This window comes from Paenibacillus sp. P36, from assembly GCF_045866505.1.
Lineage (GTDB): Bacteria > Bacillota > Bacilli > Paenibacillales > NBRC-103111 > Paenibacillus_E > Paenibacillus_E chondroitinus.
On sequence record NZ_AP038372.1, the window covers coordinates 4,727,216 to 4,750,560 of the forward strand.

The 23,345-nt window shown below is 45.5% G+C and carries 18 protein-coding genes; 4 read left to right on the forward strand and 14 right to left on the reverse strand.

Annotation, left to right across the window (positions count from 1 at the left end):
- Positions 1-58 precede the first annotated feature (58 nt).
- The 4 genes from yjfF to ACKTT9_RS21285 all read right to left on the reverse strand — a co-directional run bounded on the left by yjfF (position 59) and on the right by ACKTT9_RS21285 (position 4,681).
- Positions 59-1,030: a galactofuranose ABC transporter, permease protein YjfF gene (gene yjfF / locus ACKTT9_RS21270; protein ID WP_407867506.1), complete on the reverse strand. Its 972-nt coding sequence runs from the start codon at positions 1,028-1,030 to the stop codon at positions 59-61.
- The gene (locus ACKTT9_RS21275) at positions 1,020-2,051 is read right to left on the reverse strand and encodes an ABC transporter permease (protein ID WP_407867507.1); all 1,032 of its coding nucleotides are present in this window, start codon (positions 2,049-2,051) and stop codon (positions 1,020-1,022) included. Before ACKTT9_RS21275 ends, yjfF begins: the two co-directional genes overlap by 11 nt.
- A gap of 5 nt (positions 2,052-2,056) precedes the next feature.
- On the reverse strand, positions 2,057-3,565 hold the full coding sequence (locus ACKTT9_RS21280) for a sugar ABC transporter ATP-binding protein (RefSeq protein WP_407867508.1): 1,509 nt from the start codon (positions 3,563-3,565) through the stop codon (positions 2,057-2,059).
- A gap of 81 nt (positions 3,566-3,646) precedes the next feature.
- Positions 3,647-4,681 carry an ABC transporter substrate-binding protein gene (locus ACKTT9_RS21285; RefSeq protein WP_407867509.1) on the reverse strand — a complete coding sequence of 345 codons (1,035 nt, stop codon included), beginning with the start codon at positions 4,679-4,681 and terminating at the stop codon, positions 3,647-3,649.
- 264 nt (positions 4,682-4,945) lie between these two features.
- Between ACKTT9_RS21285 and ACKTT9_RS21290 the strand changes: the two genes are divergently transcribed.
- Genes ACKTT9_RS21290 through ACKTT9_RS21300 form a run of 3 tightly spaced genes read left to right on the forward strand, consistent with a single transcriptional unit; the run spans position 4,946 to position 9,361 of the window.
- Positions 4,946-6,757, forward strand: a complete 1,812-nt coding sequence (locus ACKTT9_RS21290; protein ID WP_407867510.1) for a sensor histidine kinase — start codon at positions 4,946-4,948, stop codon at positions 6,755-6,757.
- Positions 6,754-8,403, forward strand: coding sequence for a response regulator (locus ACKTT9_RS21295; RefSeq protein ID WP_407867511.1), 1,650 nt, complete (start codon positions 6,754-6,756; stop codon positions 8,401-8,403). Before ACKTT9_RS21290 ends, ACKTT9_RS21295 begins: the two co-directional genes overlap by 4 nt.
- Positions 8,387-9,361, forward strand: a complete 975-nt coding sequence (locus ACKTT9_RS21300) for a sugar ABC transporter substrate-binding protein (RefSeq protein WP_407867512.1) — start codon at positions 8,387-8,389, stop codon at positions 9,359-9,361. The genes ACKTT9_RS21295 and ACKTT9_RS21300 overlap by 17 nt, the downstream gene beginning before the upstream one ends.
- Before the next feature lie 121 nt (positions 9,362-9,482).
- Here the strand turns inward: ACKTT9_RS21300 and ACKTT9_RS21305 are convergent, their stop codons facing one another.
- The 6 genes from ACKTT9_RS21305 to ACKTT9_RS21330 all read right to left on the reverse strand — a co-directional run bounded on the left by ACKTT9_RS21305 (position 9,483) and on the right by ACKTT9_RS21330 (position 18,681).
- Positions 9,483-10,985, reverse strand: coding sequence for a cohesin domain-containing protein (locus ACKTT9_RS21305; RefSeq protein WP_407867513.1), 1,503 nt, complete (start codon positions 10,983-10,985; stop codon positions 9,483-9,485).
- A 26-nt stretch (positions 10,986-11,011) separates the two neighbouring features.
- Complete coding sequence (locus ACKTT9_RS21310; protein WP_407867514.1) at positions 11,012-14,986, reverse strand: beta-L-arabinofuranosidase domain-containing protein; 3,975 nt, start codon at positions 14,984-14,986, stop codon at positions 11,012-11,014.
- 6 nt (positions 14,987-14,992) lie between these two features.
- On the reverse strand, positions 14,993-15,646 hold the full coding sequence (locus ACKTT9_RS21315; RefSeq protein ID WP_157320717.1) for a hypothetical protein: 654 nt from the start codon (positions 15,644-15,646) through the stop codon (positions 14,993-14,995).
- A 533-nt stretch (positions 15,647-16,179) separates the two neighbouring features.
- Positions 16,180-16,833, reverse strand: coding sequence for an MBL fold metallo-hydrolase (locus ACKTT9_RS21320; RefSeq protein WP_407867515.1), 654 nt, complete (start codon positions 16,831-16,833; stop codon positions 16,180-16,182).
- A 22-nt stretch (positions 16,834-16,855) separates the two neighbouring features.
- Positions 16,856-18,064 (reverse strand): multidrug efflux MFS transporter, encoded by a 1,209-nt coding sequence (locus tag ACKTT9_RS21325; RefSeq protein ID WP_407867516.1) that lies wholly within the window; start codon positions 18,062-18,064, stop codon positions 16,856-16,858.
- Positions 18,065-18,114: 50 nt separating this feature from the next.
- Positions 18,115-18,681, reverse strand: coding sequence for a cysteine hydrolase family protein (locus tag ACKTT9_RS21330; protein WP_407867517.1), 567 nt, complete (start codon positions 18,679-18,681; stop codon positions 18,115-18,117).
- 121 nt (positions 18,682-18,802) lie between these two features.
- On the opposite strand from ACKTT9_RS21330, the gene ACKTT9_RS21335 reads away from it, so the two are divergent.
- The gene (locus tag ACKTT9_RS21335) at positions 18,803-19,411 is read left to right on the forward strand and encodes a TetR/AcrR family transcriptional regulator (protein WP_407867518.1); all 609 of its coding nucleotides are present in this window, start codon (positions 18,803-18,805) and stop codon (positions 19,409-19,411) included.
- A 57-nt stretch (positions 19,412-19,468) separates the two neighbouring features.
- On the opposite strand, the gene ACKTT9_RS21340 is transcribed toward ACKTT9_RS21335, so the two are convergent.
- The 4 genes from ACKTT9_RS21340 to ACKTT9_RS21355 form a co-directional block, all read right to left on the reverse strand.
- A complete protein-coding gene (locus tag ACKTT9_RS21340) occupies positions 19,469-20,056 on the reverse strand; it encodes a TetR/AcrR family transcriptional regulator (RefSeq protein WP_407867519.1) in 588 nt (195 codons plus the stop codon).
- Complete coding sequence (locus ACKTT9_RS21345) at positions 20,016-20,984, reverse strand: SDR family oxidoreductase (RefSeq protein ID WP_407867520.1); 969 nt, start codon at positions 20,982-20,984, stop codon at positions 20,016-20,018. Before ACKTT9_RS21345 ends, ACKTT9_RS21340 begins: the two co-directional genes overlap by 41 nt.
- Positions 20,985-21,146: 162 nt before the next feature.
- Positions 21,147-22,094 (reverse strand): 5,10-methylenetetrahydrofolate reductase, encoded by a 948-nt coding sequence (locus ACKTT9_RS21350; protein WP_407867521.1) that lies wholly within the window; start codon positions 22,092-22,094, stop codon positions 21,147-21,149.
- Between the two features lie 157 nt (positions 22,095-22,251).
- Complete coding sequence (locus ACKTT9_RS21355; RefSeq protein WP_407867522.1) at positions 22,252-23,247, reverse strand: zinc-binding alcohol dehydrogenase family protein; 996 nt, start codon at positions 23,245-23,247, stop codon at positions 22,252-22,254.
- Positions 23,248-23,345 lie beyond the last annotated feature (98 nt).

Here is a 23,345-nt window from a genome sequence, read left to right on the forward strand (position 1 = left end):
CAAAAAGACTTTGCTAGACAATTGTTTATTGCCCTTCAAAGCCTTCGGGTTAAACCGATTACATGCTTTTTCTGGTAAACCAGTTCCGTTCACTTAATGCCTTCTGAAGTAAAATGAATAAACAAAGGAGCATGCCGATCGCAATTTTCGTCCACCACGAGCTAAGTGTTCCCTCGAAACTTACGATGGTTTGAATCACGCCTTGGATCAGAACCCCAAAGAAAGTGCCAGCCATATAACCAACTCCGCCCGTCAGAAGCGTACCGCCGATCACAACAGCAGCGATGGTATCCAGCTCCATTCCCATGGCGTGCAAGCCATAGCCAGAAAGCATATAGAACGTGAATACAACACCCGCTAGCGCTGAACAGAAACCACTGAACGCATACACACCCATTTTCGTTCTAGCAACAGGCAATCCCATCAGAATCGTCGACTGCTCACTCCCTCCAATGGCATACGCATTGCGTCCGAAGCGCGTATAATGGGCCATATACATGCCTACTGCAACAACAACCAAAGCAATGATGACGCTAATCGAAATGAAGTTGCCGCCAGGCAGCGGAATTTTAGTCTGGGCTATGCTCGTGTATATCGGATTATCGATGGTAATCGTATTAATGCTGATTACATAACATAACCCTCGCGCTAGGAACATGCCGGCCAACGTGACGATGAAAGGTTGGATTTTGAAATAGTAGATGATAGCTCCCATTCCCCACCCGAATAGCGCGCCTAAGATGAGAACGAGCGGGATAACAAGGAAGGGCGACCAGCCTGCCTGCACCAGCGAAGCTGAAATCATGGTTGTTAAGGCAATCACCGAACCGACCGATAGATCGATTCCGCCAGAGACAATGACGAAGGTCATCCCCACAGCCGTTATCAACAAGAAGGCGTTATCGATGAGCAGATTTAGCAGTACCTGCAAGGAGAAAAAGCCTGCGTAACGGAAAGAACCTGCGATAAACATTAAAGCGAATAAACAGATCGTCACATAGATCGGAATATATTTACGATTAAGCAACATGGCGCTTGACCTCCCGTTCGGCCGGATAATGGCGGCTCTTCCAGCGGGCAACGATGGATTGGCGGAAGGCCTCGGATTGAATCAAGCAGACCGCCAGCACGACAAAAGCTTTTACGACCAGCGTAATTTCAGGCGGAACTCCGATCATGTATATCGTAGTAGTCAGTGTTTGAATAATGAGTGCGCCGATCAGCGTGCCGGTTAAGTAAAATCTTCCCCCATTCAGCGAGGTACCGCCGATGACGACGGCAAGAATCGCGTCCAGCTCGTACCACAAGCCGGCATTGTTGCCGTCAGCGCTGGATACGTTCGAGCTCAAGATCAAGCCGGCAATTCCCGCACATACGCCGCAGAACATATAGACAGCGAGCATAACTGTACGAGAGCGAATGCCCGCTAATCGGCTAGCTGTCGGTTTGCAGCCGACCGATTCAATGAACAGGCCAAGTGCAGTTTTACGCGTCAGCAAAGCTGCTGCAGCAAACACGATTGCGACCAGAAAGATGGAGAACGGCAGAGTGGCTAGCGAACCTGCGCCGATATATTTGTATGTCGAGCTCGTGATGGTAATAATTTGCCCTCCCGTGATTAGCTGGGCAATCCCTCGTCCAGCGACCATGAGAATCAAAGTCGCAATGATTGGTTGAATGCCCGCATTGGCAACCAGGAAGCCGTTCCACAAACCGAGTAACAGCGACAACACAAGTGAAATCGCAATCGATAGCAGAAGTACGCCTACGGCGTTCTGATCACTGCTTTTGCTAATCGTTAGACAAGATAGCGCGCCGGAAATGGCCACCACCGAGCCAACGGAAAGATCAATGCCTTTCGTCGCAATGACCAAGGTCATTCCAATCGCCACGAGAATGAGCGGAGATCCGAAATTCAAAATATCAATTAAACTGCCATATAAATGCCCATCCTTCATTTGAATGGAGAAGAAACTGGGCGAATAAATGAAATTGAACACCAGCAGCACAGCTAACATGCTTACCGGCCAAAACAAATGATGCTTAACCATGTTCCTCATCCCCCCGCTATCGCTTTCATGACATTACGCTGACTTATTTCTTCGCCGGACATCTCCATCACTTTCTTACGGTCCCGCAGTACGGCAATGCGCTCACTGACACGAAGTACTTCTTCAAGCTCGGACGAAATGAAGAGCACCGACATGCCCTTTTGAGACAGCGAAAGGACAAGCTTTTGAATTTCCGCCTTGGCCCCGATATCGATCCCCCGAGTTGGCTCATCTAAGATTAGCAGCTTAGGATCCATGAGCAGCCATCTCGCCAGGAGCACTTTCTGCTGATTGCCTCCACTTAAATTTTTGATAAGATGCTCCGGATTCGGCGGGTTAATATTCAAGGTGCGGATATATTCATCCGCAATTTCATTCTGCCGTTTACGGGGAATCGCATTGAACCAGCCACGTGTTGCCTGCAGAGCGAGGATGATATTCTCCCGAATGGTCAGATCATCAATGATGCCTTCCGTTTTGCGGTTCTCGGAGCAGAAGGCGATGCCCTGGTCAATCGCTTGTCTCGGTGAGTGGATTGGCTCATCCGAATCCGTGAACTTCAGCTTACCGGAATCTGCTCGATCCGCTGCAAAGAGCAACCTCGCAAACTCCGTTCTTCCGGATCCCAGAAGCCCTGCCAAACCAATAATTTCCCCCTTATGAATGGTCAAATCGGTGGCTTCAATGGAACCCTTTTTCCCCAGTGAATAGGCTTCTAGTAATGCATCCGCTTTCATTCTTTGAACGTTCGCGCTCTTCGGAAGTTCTTCCAGCAGATGCAGGTCTTTGCCAATCATCTTGGAAACCAAATCTATGCGAGAGAGCTTCTCAGCCATATACTCTCCAACAAATTCTCCATTACGAAGAATGGTTATTCGATCTGAAATTTCATACACTTGATCAATAAAATGTGTCACAAACAGAATCGCTAAGCCTTCCTGTTTCAGTCTCGTCATGACAGTAAACAGCTGCATGACTTCTCCTCGGTCCAGACTGGACGTAGGCTCATCCAAGATAAGCACTTTCGCGGAAATACTGACAGCTCTCGCAATCGCAATTAATTGCTGTACAGCAACCGAATAATGATGCAAAGGCAGTGTCACATCAATTTCCAAGTTCATTCTTTTCTTCAACAGCTCCGCAGCTTCCAGATTCATTTTTTTCCATAAAATACGACCGAAGCGCCTTGGCTCGCGGCCGATAAACATATTTTCCGCTACAGAAAGGTTCGGACACAAGTTGACTTCCTGGTACACCGTGCTGATTCCCGCTTGCTGGGCATCCAAAGGACTATTGATCTTGATTGGATTCTGATCCATTTCTACGTAACCTTGGTCAATGGCATAAACACCGGTGAGAACCTTAATCAAGGTTGATTTTCCAGCCCCGTTCTCACCCATCAGAGCGTGAACTTCACCAGGGAACAACTGGAAGTTAACACCTGACAGCGCTTTGACACCTGGAAATTGTTTGTGAATATTTTTCATTTGCAAGATCGGCTGACGTTCACTCATCGAATGACTCCTCTCCATATAGAGAAAAGCCACTCCACCTGCTACTTGTATGGAGTGGCTTTCTTCTTTTCTCTTTAGTTATTAATACTGGCGGTCTGCTAGAACCTTCTTCGCGTCTTCCGAAGTAAACACGCCTTCTTTCGTTACAATACGTTTCTCAATTTGCTTGCCGGCAATCACATCATTGACAGCTTGCATCAATTGAGGTCCAAGCAATGGATTACACTCTACGATAAAGTTGATTTTACCTTCGCTTGCAGCTGTCATACCATCTTTAACCGCATCTACGGAAATAATGGTGATGTCTTGACCTGGTTTGAGGCCAGCAGCTTCAATCGCTTGAATGGCTCCAAGCGCCATATCGTCATTATGGGCATATAGCACATCGATATCTTTATGAGCTTTCAGGAACGCCTGCATCACTTCTTTTCCTTTTGCCCGAGTGAAATCTCCTGTTTGAGAGGCAATGACCTTCAAGTGAGAGTTTCCTTTGATCTCTTCAGCAAAACCGGCTTTGCGATCGTTAGCCGGAGCAGAACCTGTTGTTCCTTGAAGCTCAACAATGTTCACATCTTCTTTCGCATCCTTGTACTTATCCGCGACCCATTTGCCTGCTTTCTTGCCTTCTTCTACGAAATCAGAACCAATAAAAGTTACATACAAAGAGGTATCCTTGGAATCAACTGCACGGTCTGTCAAAATGACCGGGATTTTCGCATCTTTCGCTTCTTTCAGTACCGTATCCCAACCGGATTCAACAACCGGCGAGAAAGCAATAACGTCCACTTTTTGTTGAATGTAAGTACGAATTGCTTTGATTTGATTCTCTTGTTTTTGCTGGGCATCGGAGAATTTCAAATCAAAACCGGCGTCTTTGGCTGAATCCTGAATCGACTTCGTATTCGCTGTTCGCCATCCGCTTTCCGCTCCAACCTGAGCAAAACCAAGCGAGATTTTCTTCCCTGCTGCCGGTGCTGCTGGAGCTGCCGTAGCTCCCGCGTTTGTTGCTGGAGCCGTTGTGCTTGATCCTGTGGTAGCGCTGTTCCCACAAGCTGCCGAGAGCAGCATGAGACAGGAAGCCACAACGAGAACCCCCATTTTTTTCGTAATAATCATGTTTTTTCCTCCCCATCGTTCACCTCTTGTTCGGTGTGACCTCATTATAAAACGCTTTCACGTGCCTTTTATACGGAGTTTCACGCTCATTTCTTGTAAATTTTTTAGTGATTTCCCATGACTTTTTCGAGAAAAGTTTGTTTTTATAAGAGTAAATTGTTATTTGTGGTTGTATGTATACGTTACCATTTCCGCATGCAGCACAATTTGATATAGTAAGATGGAGGCAACTATCTCCGCATTCGAAAGGTTACTTAACCATTTATGAGATTAATCCAATGGATTTCCTCGAGCTTGCAAACCAAATTGCTCACCATGTTTATTATTCTGACATGCATTCCTCTAATTGCGGTTGGACTCATCTCTTACCAGAAATCATTTAAAACGGTTTTCAATAACAGTAAAGCTGCCGCCATGCTTTCTGCAGATCAGCTTGCCCGTGATCTGGATACACAATTTATTGATACGAGAAAGCTGCTTGAGATTAGCAAGAACACACAAGTGCTTCGATTCTTATTCTCCCAAGAAGATACTTATGAGGATACCAAACAAATCCTAAGAACCATGGACTCTTACAGGCAAACGTACCAATATGATAGCGTTCTCAATATAACCATGGTTAACTTGTATGGCCGAGGCATTAGTGAAAGAAAGGGGTTGTTTCAGCTTGAGAAAAATCCACTGCGCAACCAACACTTGACGCATTTGACCAAAAATCCGGATGAGGTTTTAATTGTCCCTCCTTCCGAGGCCTCAACGCTGGACAGAATCGACGGTTTTCAGTATAACAACACGAATGTCATCTCCATTATGGCCGCCGTGAAACAACAAATTACACACGAAGTCATTGGATTTATCGTCATCGACGTCGATGATCAAGTGGTCACTCAATTTTGCGATAACGTTAAGATTGGTCAGACAGGGTTCTACTTTGTTGTCGATTCAACCGGCACCCCTATCTTTAAGCCATCAATGTTAAAAGCAACTGTCAAACTCCCGCTCCCCTCAGATTTAACACACATTCTTAACGGAACTGACACGAATTACATCGATTCAACCGAAGGCAAGCCGAAATTCGTCTACGTAGCTCCTTCGTTGATGACGGGCTGGAGTATCGTTGGTTACGTGCCCCTTCAAGAGATTGTTGAAGAAGCGAATTCCATTCGACAGCTCATCATCATTACAGTTGTGTTAAGTTTTATCTTTGCCGTATCCCTTCATTTTTTCATTTCAAACCGCTTGATTCACCCTCTTCACCTTTTAAAAAGTAAAATGCAGCTTGCCGCTTCCGGATACCTGGAAGCCAAAGTTATTCCAAAAGGCAATGATGAGGTTGCCTTATTGGGCAAAAGTTTTAACATCATGCTTAGTAAAATCCGCAAACTGCTCGAACAAAGCATTAAGGAGCAAGAGGAAATTAAAAAGGCGGAATTACGAGCTTTGCAAGCGCAAATTAATCCCCACTTCTTGTACAACACACTGGATTCCATCGTCTGGATGGCAGAAGCGGGCAAAAATAATCAAGTCATTCAGTTGGTTCAATCGCTATCCAAGCTGTTCCGAATCTCTTTAAGCAAAGGCCGTGACTGGATTATCATTACGAAAGAAGTTGAGCATGTGCATAGTTATTTAGTCATTCAACAAATGCGCTACCGCGATATTTTGGATTATGAGATTCAGATTGACTCCCGCTTAAACCCGTATCCGATCTTGAAAATGATTCTGCAGCCCATTGTAGAAAACGCTTTATATCACGGATTAAAAAACAAGCGAAGAAAAGGCATGATTCGAATCACTGGCCTGATCGAGAACGAAGAAGACATTGTACTGACGGTGGAAGATGACGGGATCGGAATGTCGCCGGAGAAGCTTGAGCAGATGCGTGAGTATTTAGCGAACGAGCAACTTCCTGAACAAACCGGCAATGAAGTATCCGGAGGGTTCGGCCTGCATAATGTACAACAAAGAATTAAACTTTATTACGGGGACAAATACGGTGTAAGCATCGACAGCATTCAAAACGAGGGAACGAAAGTTTCCATTCGAATCCCTATGACTGGAGGCAACATGCCATGAAAAAAGTGCTGCTAGTTGACGATGAAATTTTAATTCGCGAAACGATTCGTGATACGATCCAATGGGAAAAAGAAGGATTTATTTATTGTGGAGATGCTTCCGATGGTGAAGTTGCGCTGCCGATGATTGAACAGTATCAACCTGATATTCTCATTACCGACATTAAGATGCCCTTCATGGATGGCTTGGAGCTCAGTTCCTTTGTTAGGAAAAATTCACCGGATATCAAGATTGTCATCTTGAGCGGGCATGGGGATTTCGAATATGCGCGAACAGCCCTGCGTCTGGGTGTAGAGGAATATTGCACGAAGCCGATCAGCTCAGCGGATTTGCTCCAAACCCTACGTCAAGTTAGCGACAAGATCGATGCAGCGCGTCTGGAGAAATTGGAGATCGAGCAATTAAAACAGGAAGAAAAAAGGCAAGCCGGTTTCACGCAAAGTAAGCTGCTGAATGATTTATGCAGTGGATTTATAACAACGTCGGAAGCTCTTCATTTGAGTTCTAAATTGAACTTGAATTTACTCTCGCGTTATTATGTTGTTGTAACTGCTGACTTCCGCAAACTTGCTCCTTCCGACTCATCTTCGGAAGACATCACTGAGGAAATGAAGCATGGCGAGCATATGCTGAATCTTAAGCTTGATGGCAACAACCACTTGGTGTTCAAGCGAAGTAAGACGGAATGCGTATGGATACTGAAGTATGAAACGCAAGAACAAATCAAACAAGCACTAGAAACGGTTCAACAGGTGCAAAATCAGTCCATGGAACATCTCTCCTACTCGATTTCCGTTGGCATCGGAAGCGTTCAAGACCGGATGCAGGGCATTCATGTTTCTTTCCTGGAAGCGATGGAAGACATGCACTGGCGCCGTTTATCGCGTCAGAATCGCCATGCGATGCTGGAATCCAGAAACGGTTCTTTCGAACAATCTGTTTTCTTAGACCGGGCAAAGTTTGTGGAATTTCTGAAGATCGGCTCACCTGCCCATGCAGAAACCTTTATCCATTCTTTCGCTTCTATTCTTCAGCATACGGATTGGCAATCTTCGCTTATTGGATACTATATATTAAACGATTTGACGTTGGAAGTATTCCGATCAGCGAGGGATTCTTACCCCAATATAGCCAACTTCGACATGACCCTTCAGGAATTACAGAAAGCTATAGAATTAATAAGAACTTTGAATGAGTCGCGTGCCTATTTGATTAGACTGGCTGAACAATATTGGCAGTGGCGTTCGGAAGCTTCCGATAAGCATGGGGATATGCTGATTAAAGTGAAAAAATACATTCACGAGCATTATGATAAAGATTACTTTTCTCTGCAAGACGCTGCTGACCATGTTAATTTAAGCTCAGGTCATTTAAGTAAAGTGTTCAGCCAAGAAAATGGCCAAACCTTCATCGAATACTTAACGCAAACCAGAATTCGCAAAGCGATGGAACTGCTTCAGACGACGCAGGCCAAATCCTATGAGATTGCTTTCCTCGTTGGCTATAACGATGCTCATTACTTTTCAAACCTTTTTAAGCGAGTAACAGGTATGACAACAAGAGAATTTCGCAAAAGCGGCCAGTTGAACAAAGACCTGCTTACATCTGAGAGAGAGGAGCATAAGGGCTTTGTCAGTTACTCTTAAGAAATCGCTTCTCTTGTTCGTGTTTTTCTCACTATTTACAACTGTGGGCTGTTCGGATGCTAATTCTTCACCTGGTTCCTTATTCGCTACCGTAACCCCTTCTCCACAAAAAAGCGAGCGTCCTCCCGCCTATACATTCGGGATTATATATCCAATGGCGCATTCTTTTTATGAAGTTATTACGCAGCTTGCCGAGAAAACGGCAGCCTCCAATTCCGTTCAGTTAATTGTCAAGGCGCCGGAAGAGGTTAGTTTAGAACAACAGATACGTATGATGGAGACCATGATTAAACAAAAGGTAGACGGCATTGCAATTGCTCCTATCGATCCAGATGCACTTGTCCCTGCTATCAATAAAGCTGTGGAAGCCGGTATACCGGTTGTTTGCTTCGAAACCGACGCACCTTTAAGCCGCCGGCTCTCCTACATCGGTCCAGATCATTACAAAGGCGGTGCTTTAATGGGGGAAGTCGTCAGCAAGCTCATGAAAGGCAAAGGCATGGTGCTTGTTGAATCAGGTATGTCTAATACACCTATTCAAAAAAACCGGCTTTCCGGCATGCTCGACTACTTGTCTCGTAATACGGCTATTCAAGTGCTTGAAGTCGGATATAACGAGGGCTCCTCCGATAAGGCACTGTCTGATATGGAGCGTATGATTGATGACCACCCACACTTTGACACGCTCATCACGCTTGATATTTTATCCAGCTCGGCTTCGATCCTGTTATGGAAAGCCAAAGGTTTGAAGCGTAATGCCTTGTCCTTCGGGATGATGCCCAATGTGAAAGAAGCCCTTATCAACGGTCAAATTACCTCCGTTATCTCCCAGAATGAACAAGTATGGGGCGATTATATTATCGGACAATTGCTGCGCGCAGCACGTGGTGAAACGATTCCTGTCTATATGGATACCGGCAATAAAGAAATGACGAAAGATTCTCTTGCATTGAAATAAAAGAACCCTTCCCGTCATGAACGGCTGGAAGGGTTCTTTTCTGTACGAACGAGAAGGCTCGTTGGTTCTAAGAAGAACTACCCCAGCCTACATTACCGCTGGGGCAGTCTCTTATTATTGCTTATTCTTCCGTAAGCCACTCATCGATAATCATTCTAGCAACTGCTGCCAGATCTTGAATGTCAATCGAATTGGAATTGTTGATATCTGCTTTTTCAATTAGACTCCAGTTCGCGTCACTAGAAGTAGTTCCGTAGTACTTAGCGATCAGAGACAAGTCATTAATCGTAATTTTCGTTGCGCCAGGCACCAACGTAATGATGCTGTTCGAGAACACCTGCAGCGCTGAAGCCAATTCATCTTTCGCAGCATCCACTTGCGCTTGTGTTGCGGAAGCGTTATCGAATACAGCTTTTGCACGTGTAACCGCTGCCTGTAGCGTGGCTTTGGATTCGCTTGCATATTGGCCAACCTTCGTACCAATGACAACAGCATCCAGCTTGCTCTGAGCGCTGACCAGCAATGCGCCAAGGGCTTCTTTGTCTGCGTGACCTGGTTCAGGATCGGTTGTAGTGATTACAGAGTTAATGAATGTTCTTAATGCAGCGTCTAAGCTGCTAAGAGCTGATTGCACTTCCGCTTCTGTTGCTGCTGCATTGTCACGAACAACTTTCGCATCGTTGATAGCAAGCTGCAACGTTTGTTTGGAACCGCTTGGATATTGACCGATGTGAGTACCCTCAACAGCCGCATCATTTTGGCTTTGAGCCGATGCAATCAGGGTGCTCAACGCTTCTTTATCCAAAGTATGGATTTGAAGCGACAAGGAAGCTCCATCCAGTTCTACCTTTGCTCCGTTTGAAGAAACGGCGGCATCAGACACATAAACATTCGTAGTGACGGAAGTCGTTACTTGATTAGCCTTCGCATGCAAGCTAAGCAAATCACCGCCAGCTACCTCGTTCCCTGAACCAATACTGGACATCAGGATTAAAACTTGACCTTTTTCCGGCTTAACTCCAGTGACTAGTACCTTGAAGTTTTCTTTCAACGAGCCGATTGACGTCTCCGCCAAGGAGACAAGCCCATTATCCGTCACCGTATCAAAATGCAATAGATTGGGATCATAATTCAATACGACATTCAAAATAGAGAACGTAGAGGATTGATTACTTACTCCCAGCTTCAAGTCGACAGGCTGACCGCCTAGGACAGAAGAAGGTCCAGTCAATGTTGCCGACGGTGATCCCGTACTTGCAAGTTGGAAGCTTCCGGCATATGGAACCGCATCGCCTTCACCGCCGATTTTGAACGTATACGTTCCCCCTAACCAACCGTTTGGCGAGTACGTAAAAGAAAAATGTCCACCCTCTCCACTGCTGGTTTGGTTCAAATACTCGAGTTGTCCCTGAGGATTGTTGACCATCATCGTGACATCCTTGCCCATGCCAAGACTGATTTCTCCATGAAAAGTGACCTTTTGTGTTGTTTGATCTATCGCAGTTTCTACGTGATTGATCTCAGCTGTTGTTCCAGCTGCTGCTGCTTTGGGCGCAGGAACAATTGCCAGCATACAGATGAGCATAGCCAAAGTTGCGACAACAGAAATGATTCTTTTAGACACACGTTCCCCTCCTTCTCGATAACTCATTACTGATTAAGTTTGAAATAAGCATGATAGGCAAAATTATAAGCGGTGTACATTGGCACTAACGTAACTCCGTTCGTTGTAAAATTCAGTGGTGTGCCTGCGACTGGCGTTATAGATTGGGAAAGATCGGATTCGTTCAAACTCAAGTTGATAAATTTCGTGCTGCTGCTCTTGCCAACCATGAGAAGCGGACCATAGAATATGCTGCCCATCGCAGGATCGTCCGGTGTTTTTTCCACACGTAAGCTATACGGCATGGAAATCTCAATTTTATCGTTGTTTGCCCATACTTTACTTAGCGTGACATACGTGCTTGGTGTTGCCGTCACATTTTGCTCAACTCCATTTACCTTGACTGTAAAGCCCTTAACAGCCCAGTAAGGTACGCGAAGCTTAATATCAAGCTGACCGCTGCCTTTTACGGTAAGTGTGCTGCCTTCTTCACTCGGGAAGTTCGTTGTTTGCACAACGGATATTCCTTTTTCAGCCCAATTCAAAGTGGAAGGCATATACAAGTTGACGTATAAAGATTTCTTATCGCTGGAGCGGAAATAAATGGAGTCTTGGTATTTTGTTTGGCTTTCCAGACCCGTTCCTGCACAGCAGGTAAAGCTGGTACGGCCGTATCCCTTCGTGCTGCCAGGACCTAATGGCATGAAGTAAACAACACCACTGTTGGAAGCGCTTTGATCTTTGGAAGCAAGTATACCGTTATACAGACCTCTCTCATAATAGTCCATATATTTGGCATCCGGATTGTGGAAGAATAACTCTCTGGTTAGTTTCAGCATGTTATACGTTGCGCAATCTTCGGCTTGACTGTTTTTGCTGGTTCCACCCTCCAGAATATAGGAGGCAATTTTGTCCGATTCCTTGAACAACTCGCCTACACCACTGCCGCCGTTACTGAATTGGCGATGATTCGTCACCATGCCCCAGAAATTTTGAGCTACTTTATAATAGGAAGCGTCATTCGTTTGATCATATACTTTCAAAGCTCCAATAATTTGTGGAATATGCTGGTTGGCGTGAATACCGTTTAATGTGTCTTGATTATTCGCTGTTGGCGTAAATAACTTCGAATTATCAAACAGTTTGGCTGTTGCTAAATATTTGCTATTGCCTGTAATTGCACTAATCTCCGCTAAAGTTTCGTTCATACCGCCAAACTCGCCGGCAATGTATCTGCCCCACATGCTGTTTAATGTGGATTGCGGCAATTTGCTCAAACGGCCATCCACCCAATCCGACATTTTCACAAGAATGCTCAAAGCTTTTGCATTTCCAGTCGCTTTGTAGCTGTCCAGTAAGCCCGCCATGATTTTGTGTAGCGTATAGTAAGGAGCCCAGATCGTATTAAAATCAGTCTCGGTACCGTTGTACACAGCACCATTCTCTAATAAAATGAATTGCCATTCCCCATAGGCACTAAGAAAACCTGGAGAGTTATTCCCCACGAGCGCAGGATTATTTTTCCCGAGATTCGATTTCTCCATGCCATTAGGTTGAGTTGCCAATGCATCCTGAACTTTCGCTAATTCGTCGATCATGTAGTCAATCTTCGTTTTCCATTTCGCCTCGCCGCTGCTGGCATAAGCCTGAGCAAAAGCCGACAAGAAGTGTCCTGTCGAATGGCCTCTTAATTTCCCCGCTGCCGAATCCCAGCCGCCCATCGCTGTGGCTCCTTTGGTATCAAGCCTCGCAGCTGCCCGGAAGGCAAACAGCAATTTATCCAAATTGTAGCCATCCAAATACAAATATTCACTGTCTCTTAGTTTTGTAAAGATACTGTCTTGCAAAGTCACATCACTTAAGCCAAACGGCTGTACAACAAGGTTGGCCTCGCCTGGCGTTGATGTCACGTCTGCGCTGATGGATTTACTCCATGCACTGACGCCTGACGTGTTCTTAGCTCGCACAGCATAGGTATGTTTGGAACCATACAATAATCCCTGATGGATAAATGGACTTGTGATATTACGAATGGTTGTGCCGTCCACTTCCAGATCATAGCTTGCTGCCTCGGTTGAAGTCTGCCAAGCAATCTCAATTTGAGGAATGCTCGTCGACGGTGTGGCGGTAATGCCACCAGGAATTCCAGGTGCGCTTGTCAATTCCGCTACGCCGCTCAGGGGCTGCAAATGCGAAGTCTGCAAATCCGTGCCATCCCAGACAAGTACTTTGGCTGTATAACCTGTTACATCAGCAGGCAAAGTAAGGTTTGCGGATAGGGTGACAGGAGCTCCTTGCGTCACACTTTTGCTCAATTGTGATTTGTCGACCATTTTACCGGCAGCATCATAAAGCGCCAAAGTTACCAATGAAGAAACAGCTGCACTGCCCTTATTCGTTCCGGTTACAGTCGCCGTAAGCGTTTGATTACCCTGCAAGCTGCTCATATTAAACTCTGAATGAAAGCTCAGTGTTCTCACTTTAATGTGGGCAGCAGCTTTGATGCTCGTTCCTTCAACCGTTCCTTGCACAGTGAAAGAACCTTCAGCCGCATAATTCGACGGGTTCACATCATCCCATTTTACGCTGAGCTGCCTGGACGTTTCTTCGTCATTATAGACCGCAATGACACTACTCGGCAGGACCGGCACCGTTCCAATTACCGTATCAACATTTACGTCTTCAATGCTGCTTAATGTCAATACGAAGGGCTCTTCCAACACCGTCACTGCGAAGGTTTTCGTATCACTCGCGTTTCCGTTTTTGATCGTGGCTGTCAAATTCACGACAGCATTGCCAGACCGAGCCGCCGGTCGAGTGACCGTTCCATCATGACCAATCACGCTGGTATTGCTGGATTGCCAAGTGATCACGGAACCGTTGCGTCCTTCCGTCGGCAAATCCAAATTCTTGGTCACTGCGCTAATACTCCCCAGACTAATAGCATCCTTATCTAGTTGCAGTTTCTGTTGGTCTGATAATTGAGCGAGAACAACAGCTTCGAAAACTTTAGAATCATGCGCTGCTCCTTTTGTCACGGTCGCCGTTAACGTAACGGCTGCGTCAGACTGGCCTGGAGCAGGACGAGTGACTTTGCCATCTGTCGCAATCACATTCGTATTGCTGGATTGCCATGTAATATCGGAACCGTATGGCCCCTTGGTTATTAAGGAAAGGTCTGTGTCTACTGTTCTAAGATTCACACCTGCAAGTAGTGCGGCCAAATCAGCTGCCACGAGTTCGCTGTCCGGCTTATTGATTAACCCGGCAACCTCGGAAGCATCCAGCGCTCTATTATAAATACGAAAATCGGAGAACAAAGCATTGATTGTAGGATCAGCAAACTGACCTTTCCCGATATAGTTCGCCGTCGTTGCGCCCAGACTTGATGGATTCAAAGTCAACGAGGTGTTTTCCCCGACTTTCAACCCATTTTCATAAAGAGTAACCGTATGACCATTTAAAACAACTGTCACATGTTTCCAAACATTTGTCGTTAACGCTGTGCCTTTTTGCGCCTTCTCTTCATTGGACCAGCCGCTCGTCGTAATACCGAAAGCCAGGCCTTTGGCTCCGTCATTATTCCCGGTAGGCGTCAAATACATGTAGCTGGTCGTGTTTCCGGAACCAAAATCGAAAATACGCATGTAACTCGTTGTCGCACGCATATTCACCCAAGTCGATATTGTAAAATTAGTAACGCCATTTAATATCCCGTTTGGCAGCTTGACATTAGCACCCGCAGCACTCGTTCCACCGCTCAAGCTAATCGCTTTCCCCTGATCCCAATCCGTAAAGCTGTACGTTTCTCCTGCTGCTGTTGCATTGTTGCCTTTTCCTGAAGCATCTTTAATCACATTTCCGCTCACATCATCAAACTTATACCACGCAATTAATCCATCCGTAGTTCCAGCAGCATGGGCAGTAGGCGTAATATCCGTAAAACCCAGCAGCAAATTCACAGCAAAAATAACAAGAATATTAACAATAGAAACCGTTCGCTTCAATGAGTAGGTTATCATTGTTGTTTAGCTTCCTCCTTTTGGGGAAATCATTTGGATCCCCGGTAACGAAATCGCAATATTCGCTTTGGACCGGAGTTCTTCAAACCAGGGCTCCATGAGATCAAGAATTTCTTTATTCACCAATTCATCTCGAATTTCAGCAATAACTTGCGCCTCACTTTTGGTATTGGACGCCGGATCATGCGACATGTGCTCTGCATAATGCGCTTTTACTTCATTGTCATCGACCGTTACGCGAGGCTCAAGAATCTTACGAATATACAACTGAGTTCTGAGCTCCGTACGCAGCGATTGCTCCGTATAACCGTCCTTCTTCAGATTTTCCAGAAATTCTTCTTGTGTAGCATAAGAAGTTCTGACTTTATCGAAGGAGGCTTGAAATTCACTTTCGGTCACAACCACCCCCGCCGCTTTAGACTCCTTCATGATTAAATCCTCTAGAATGAGTTTCTCCAGTATTTTCGGACCTTCGTAATCGACAAGCGCTTTATATAGCTGGTCCTGGCTAATTTTTACACCATCTACAGTGGCAACAGGTATGTCGCGCCCTTTATAGAGAAAGACAATCAATAACGTCGTAATAAACAGAACAAACGATACGATCGATAAACCTTTCCACAGAGCCACATGCTGATTTTCTTTCCTGGTCGCAGCCAAAGTAATTTCCCCCTTCTCGAGAGCAGAACCTCCTCTCCTGTAGTAATCATTTAACCTTATTTTAGGAAATATCTTATAAATTACCTTTATTAATGTGATCGATAAGATTTGGGCATAGCTGAATTTTTACATAGCAAACCTCCCATCTCTTGCTACCCGTAGTATATAGAATGCGCTTACATTAAAACATTCAAAAGTTTTTGGTTTTGTGGACTTTTCTTGTCTTACCTTTAAATAGTCCACTCAACTAAAAAATGTCCACCTTACTTGTCCCCGCTAATCGTCTACAAGCAATCGTGCAAGCATTGGAATAACCACGCTCCCTTCTGCTTTTTCGCAACGTATGGCGTCTGTTTTAACCAATTCTAGGAAAAATGAGTTTAAAACTCAATGGAATATTTTATTTCGAAAATTGATTTTTTTTAGAACAAAAAAAGCCGCAACAGTGCGACTTTTAAGTTCATACGCTATAGAGAAAACCATTCGTTCCTGGTAATTATAAACTTTTACTTTTTCAGTTTGTTTTTATGTGGCTACTCTTCATACTGCATCGTTACGATGCCAGCGAATTGAGCGAGGTTTTCCTTTGACACCTGCAATGTCTTCACTTCTGTCCTGCGTGTTCCTGCAACCTCAATGAACTTATCCACCTTTGCAAAAACAAATCTTCCGAGAATGCCTAATGCCTTTGTCCGATAATGCATCGGAATTGCAACAGTCGCCTGCAGTTGGCGCATTACGTGAACAGCCTCGGCACCATCAAGCGTCATTTTTCCTCCAACTGGAACGATGAGAATGTCCACTTTGCCGATTTCTTGAACCTGTTCCTCGGTCAGTAGATGTCCCAGATCACCGCAATGACAGATCGTTAGCCCATCTAATTTAAATCGAAAAATAATATTGGGCCCACGTTTCTTACCATTCACCTTGTCGTGGAACGTCTTGAACCCGTCGATACTTACATCGCCACGGTCATATGATTTCGGCTCATTCACGAGCAAGTAATCGCCAGATGCGGCTTGCACCTTATTGTGATCAGCATGATTGTGCGTAACGACGACGATATCGGATTCAATCGGAACCGGCATGCGATAGCCAAGAAATTTATAGTACGGATCAATAAGAATTCTCGTTCCCGCTTCCGACGTTAGTAAGAATGAAGAATGACCATACCATTTTAGTTTCATAAGCGCGCCCCTCTTTTGTTTACTAAATGATCGTCAGCGTCCTTTTGGACTGGATTTTTTTATACACGTTAAAATAAACCCAACCCGCATTGATCAGCAGCAGCGCACCCGTGACGAGAAATACATATCTGCTGCCGAACCAAGCCGCTACCTGTCCGCCTAAAATAGCACCTGCAAAAACGCCTAAATAACCGGACGACATCGTAAAACCGAAAACTCTTCCGGTTATCGCTGACGGTGTAATTTTCTTGATCAATATATTGACCGTAGGGGTCAAACCAGCCGCCGTGAGCCCTAACAAAAAGCGAAGAATCATCAGCTCCCAAGGATTGGTTACGAAAGCTTGAGGAATGAATATGATGCCCGCCGCAAGAAGCGAAATCAACATCACTTTGTGCGCCCCAATACGATCGGACAGCTTTCCCAGCCTTGGTGCCGCAAAAATATTAGCCAAACCCGATGCTGAAAATGTAAGCCCTGCAATTAAAGCTACATGGTTAAGATGGTCGGTCAGCTGGGTAATATAGACGGTGAGAATCGGTTCAACGGAATAAAGCGCAACGGTTAAAATAAAAAAGGTGACGAACATCGTGATCGTCAGGCTCTTCTCAGGAATAAGCGTCCAAATTTCCTTAGCGCTTTGCACTTGCCTGTCTTCGCGCGTGAATGTTTCTTTCACGAACATGGCCGTCGTAATGAAAGCCAGCAGCATTAACCCGCCTGTGATAAAAAAGACATTTTGCATGCCGAAATTCTCTACCAGAAATCCGCCAATGAGCGGTCCTAGCAATGAACCTGCGATGCTTGCCGTTGACAAGGTAGCTAATGCGTAACCTGCATGGTCCTTCTCTGTTTGCGTAGCAATTAATGTGGTGCAGGCCGTCCCATACCCTGTGATTATGCCCTGCAATAATCGCAGCCCGATCAACACATACACATTGGGGGCAAAACCCATACTGCCAATCACGAGAGCCATCCCTAGACTTGCCCGCAATAACATGGGCTTCCGACCAAATCTGTCCGCCGCTGCCCCCCAAATAGGAGAAAAAATAGCAGATACAATAAAGGTAATCCCAAAGGCAATGCCCGAATATTGGGCGATTAAACTCGATTGACTCACACCTAGATGTTGGATAAAAAGCGGCAAAACTGGCGCGATCTGACTCATTCCCACGCCGGTTACAAACATGCCAAACCAGCAAACGATTAAATTTCTTTTCCAAATTGGCATCGTAACAAGCCTTCTTTCCATCTTCTTGCTGCAGTGTTTGTTCCTTGGTGTTAGTGTGCTCCTAAAGAATGGATCCAAGCCTCTGTCGTCAGAACCTCTGCTTGACGAGGGAAAACCTTCTCCACGAGAACCCGATGAACCTCGGGATCACCATCCAGGCAGGCATCTGCAAGAACCTTCAGCCTATAATCACGATCCGCCGCTTCCCGCAATGTCGACAGAACGACACCACTGGTAGCAATTCCAGTAAGAATCAAGGTGTCGATTTGAAGGGATCGAAGGATGATCTCCAAATCACTGCCGGAGAATGCGCTGACGCGCAGCTTCGTAACGATGGGCTCACCAGGCTCAGGCTTCACAGATTCATGAATTTGCGTCGCCTCATCCGTGGTCGACATGCCGCCGTATTGCGCAATTCTAGCTGCCATATTGTTGCGCGGGTTAAGCTCCGGATAACCTTCGCGAAATGCAATTCGCACATAGATAACCGGGATGTCGTTCTTGCGTGCAGCTTCGATCGCTTTTTGAAACGGGATCAGATCCTCTTCTGCGAAACGAGAGGCGATACCGTTCTGTAAATCCATAATCAACAATGAGCTTTTGTCGTTATTCGACATGTATTGAACACTCCTATTCCTTATGATACTATTAAGCGGAGACCTCTCCATTTATGATAAACGGAGACCTCTCCACTTGTCAATATGACGAATACAATCACAATAGGAAGTGATGATGATCATGTTTGATTCAGAGACACCCCCTCGTACGGAACGCCGCGACGCTGCGGAGAATCGCCAGCGCATCTTGGATGCGGCTTATCGCTTATTCGATCAGAATGGCGTTGAACAAGTTAGTATGAACCAAATTGCCGCAGAAGCACAGATCGGTCCAGGTACGCTTTATCGCCGCTATCGCAACAAGGGTGAGCTGTGTCTGGATTTAATGAAAGAGAACATCGTTCTCCTCTTCGAAAATATTGAAGCGTACATGCAGGAAAACCGCTCCGCTCCGCCAAGCCAAAGATTAAATGGTCTTCTCGAGTTGTTTATGGCTTTCAGGGAGAAGAAATCCCAATTACTTAAAGGCGTCGAGGACTCTGCTTCAACGAATCGAACTCGGGCTCGAACGCAGAGTCCTCTGTATCTTGAATTGCAGCAGCTGTTAGTCGAACTTTTCGACGAAATTGCATTATCCAGCGGGGAGCCCCAGCCTAACCATATTTTCAAGGCGGATATGCTTCTCATGGCTTTAAGCAGTGATTCTTACTCGTTTCAAAAAGAAGAGCGCGGCTATTCATCGGAGTCCTTCTTGGAACAGATCCGATTAACGTTCCATTTGCTTCCATGAGTTGGACCAAGCAAACGAAAAACCCTCACCAGTATTTGGCGAGGGTTTTTCTTACAATCAGGTCAGGAGCTTAATCAACCGATCTACTTCCCGCTGCCAAGATCCCATACTGCCGTGAGTATCTTGGATCATTAAACCTGTGACAACGGAAAAATAAAGGAAGAGCATTTGTCGTGGATCTCCTTCTCCGAATTCACCGAGTTGCTGCCCTTTTTCAAAAATAGGAACTAACAAATCCATCGTATCCTGGGGATGATACCGCGAGATTGCTAACTTTGCTTGCTCCGGCACGCCTTCGGCAGTTTGAGCTTGCTGAATAAGTAAGAAGTAGTGCTTGTTGGTGTCGTCTAGCATGTTCCATGTCAACGCTTTGAACTGTTCTAGTGGAGTTCCGGGAAGCAATGGGACATTACGTATTGCTGTTTGCGCCTCTTCTACAGCTTCCTGAACGAGGAGTGTGAATAGTTCTTCTTTCGACTGAAAATAACGGTAAGTAAGACCTTGGCTGATTCGGGCTTCCTCAGCAATCATGCTGATCTTCGTGCCAGCAATTCCTCTGCTTGCGAACACTTTGAGCGCAGCCTTTTTAATTTGCTCTCTTCTTTCATCGTTCTTGCGATTCGTTGTCTGATTCGTTTCCGACATCCTGGTGACTCTCCTTTATCCTAATTTCAAATTTTTGAGTTTGAAACTCGCTGACTTCCCATAACCTCCGTGCAATTTCCCCGCTAAGGGCAGCAGCCGAAGGAGTCGCTTCCTTCATATCGACATAGTACTTCCCGCTCTCTCTACTAATTTCACTCGAATCCGTAAGCCAGACGAGCGTCTCTGCTCCTTTTTCCACTGGTCGGGAGAATCGTTTCATGACCGCCATCGTCATCCGGGCCAGCAAGCCATTATCCTGATTGAAATTGGTAGCGACAAGCCCCGGATCAAAGCAGTTCGCGACAACTCCAGTTCCCTCAAGAAGACGGGCTAACTCTGTCGTGAACAAAATATTCGCTAACTTCGTTTCTCCGTACCGGAAATTAGCCCCTCCCATTAGGACTTGGGGGAAACTATAGCGCTTCTCAGCGGTTAAATCATCAAAAACTATGCCTGTTTTCGCCATCTTGTGCCCATGGGAAGACGTGGTGATGATCCGCGCTTGGCCGCTCATCTTCAGCCGATCAAGGAGTAACGTCGTTAGCAGGAAAGGTGCGAGATGGTTGACCGCCCAAGTTTGTTCCATACCATCACGAGTGAGGATTCGTTTCACGTACATCGCACCCGCGTTGTTTATTAGCACGTCAATACGGGGACACTGCGTCAAAATTTCGGATGCAACGCTGCGAATCGACCTCTGATCGGTCAGGTCTGCCAGAAAGACGTCTACTTTCGTTTTGCCTCCAGTCAACATCCGGATCTGTTCGACAGTTTCATTCGCCTTAACCTGGCTCCGCGCCACGATTCCCAAGTCTGCTCCTCGAACCGCCAGTTCCTTGGCTGCCGCAAGCCCGATACCGCTAGTTGCTCCTGTAATAAGCACATACTTCCCTGACACACTCCATGGCTTAGTTTTCATTTGCTCCATCACGATCTGACTCCTTTTATTGAATGAATGGTTCATTCATTTTTTATTTATTATATTCCCATAATCAGGAAATGTCAATCGGTGACAAGTAAGATTCTAAATAAAAAGAGCAATCCTGCCGCCGCAGAACTGCTCCCTATTGCGCTACTCTCACACTACCTACTAGATTGAAGTAAGCACGTTTCTATTCAATTTTTTATCCAACATAGCCCTAATGTCTCTAACGAGTTGAACAGAAGCCTCTATTTCCACTTTCCTTGTGGAGACACTTTCCACACTACATCCAATCGGAATCCCTTTTTCCCATGCAAAATCCAAAATCTCTTCAAAAATGCCCAGAGACAATTTTAATGATTTATCGAGCACATCTTGCGAATATTTTAAGTCATTCTCTAGCCATGTCGGAATACTGATTCCTAACCATTTCATGAATTCTAACGTTTTTTCCGAACCGCACGGCGCGAGATTGAACAAAATGGGCACCATTTCCAATCCATTATTTGTATAGTAATAATAGTAATCGGATAAGAAATTTTTCGAGGCCTCAACATTATAAGTGGCTTGCGAGACGAAAAAGGAACAGCCATTTTGCGTCTTATGATTCACTCGTAAGTGCTCATCATTCTTTTTCATGTGTCTTTCAGGGATAACAACTCCCCCAAAAGTTAAATTGTTATTTAATCTCTTGCTTAGATCATAAGCATCAGATAGTTCTAAATTAATCTCTTGTTTACTGGAAGAAGCACCTACATAAACGGAGTATCGATCCTGTTCCATATCGGCTTTTACCCAATTTACGAATTGCTCTTCACTATACCTTCCAACACAACGATAAATGATTTTGGGGACTCGCAATTGATTTAAATACTCATCGCTATAGGTTGCCGGATCCATCGTTGGCAAATACGGGAATGGTCTTTCTTGTTCAACTCGATCCGTTTCTTCCTGAACATCATACAAAATTAATGCATCTATATCGAGGTCATTTATTCTTTCAACCTGTTTGCGTGCAATCTCAGCTACCTTATCTGAGGTATTTGTTATCTTCGGAGGCGTCATGCCATAGGTCAAAATGCCCGCCTCTTTACTTTCTATTTTCTCTTTTAGCATATTCAACATTACCCTCCAGAACTATGATACCCCATGCCTCATTTTCATTATAACTGTAATGATAGCATTGACTATCCACGAAAAGGTAACTTTTTATTCCTATATCCTGTTATAGCTTTAAACTATAACAAGATGCACGCCAAGTCCTACCGACCTTTTATCCTCCGACTTTCAGCAAAAGTTTACCCACCGTGTTCTTCTCCTCCAGAAGCTCATGAGCATCAGATGCTTTCTCCAAAGGAAAGACGCCAAATATTTCCGCCCTGATCTGGCCTTTTGCCAACAGAGATAGCGCCTCTTTCGCCGATTTACCGACTTCAACAGGAGCAGATTGGCTATATGCTCCGATATTAAACCCTTTTATGGATTTGTTCGATAACCAAATATCGTTGGAAGATTGCGGGACATCCTCTGTGCCGCTAGCATTTCCCAGCATGATGATTTGTCCCATTGGACGCAGCAGCTCTTGGCTGAGAATTCGCATATCGCCGCCTACCGGGTCCAGAACGATATCGACTTTGCGTGGGCCTAGCATCTTATTGATTGGCTCAATGAAATCAGATCGAAGCAACAGCTCATCGTAACTTAAAGAAGCGGCTAGCTTTGTTTTTTCGATACTCCCGACTGTGCCGATGACCTTGCTTGCTCCGAAAACTTTGGCCATTTGTCCCAAAAAACTGCCCAGCCCCCCTGCTGCTGCGTGAACTAACACGTTTTCTCCAGCTCGCATCCTGGCTACGTTCTTGATTGTCATATAAGCCGTCGTCAGGTTGACGATAGCTGCGGCCGCCGATGCCAGATCAAGTTCCCCTCCCAATTGATCCAAAGGGACGGTCAACTCCGGCCTTACCTGGGCTACCGATGCATATCCGCCCATTTCCATTAGTGTCATTGCCGCTACCGGCTGCCCGATATAGAAATCTTTCACGCCATCTCCTATTGCTTTCACATACCCCGATACCTCGAGTCCCGGTACAACCGGCATTGGGATTAGAGACCCAAATTCCCCTCGGCGCAGCAGGACATCCACATATCCAACACCTACATAGGCAACATCTATGGTGAGCATGCCTGGTGCTGGCTGGAGGTCCGGCAGTTCCCTCACGACAAGGTCTGCAGCCTCACATGGCCGATCGATCACAATTGCTTTCATATAAAAAACCTCCTTCGGTTGACTATGAACTCAGTATAGTCAACGCAAAAGGAGGTAGCCACAGTATGTTTATACGGGTAACCAGATTACTAGGATAC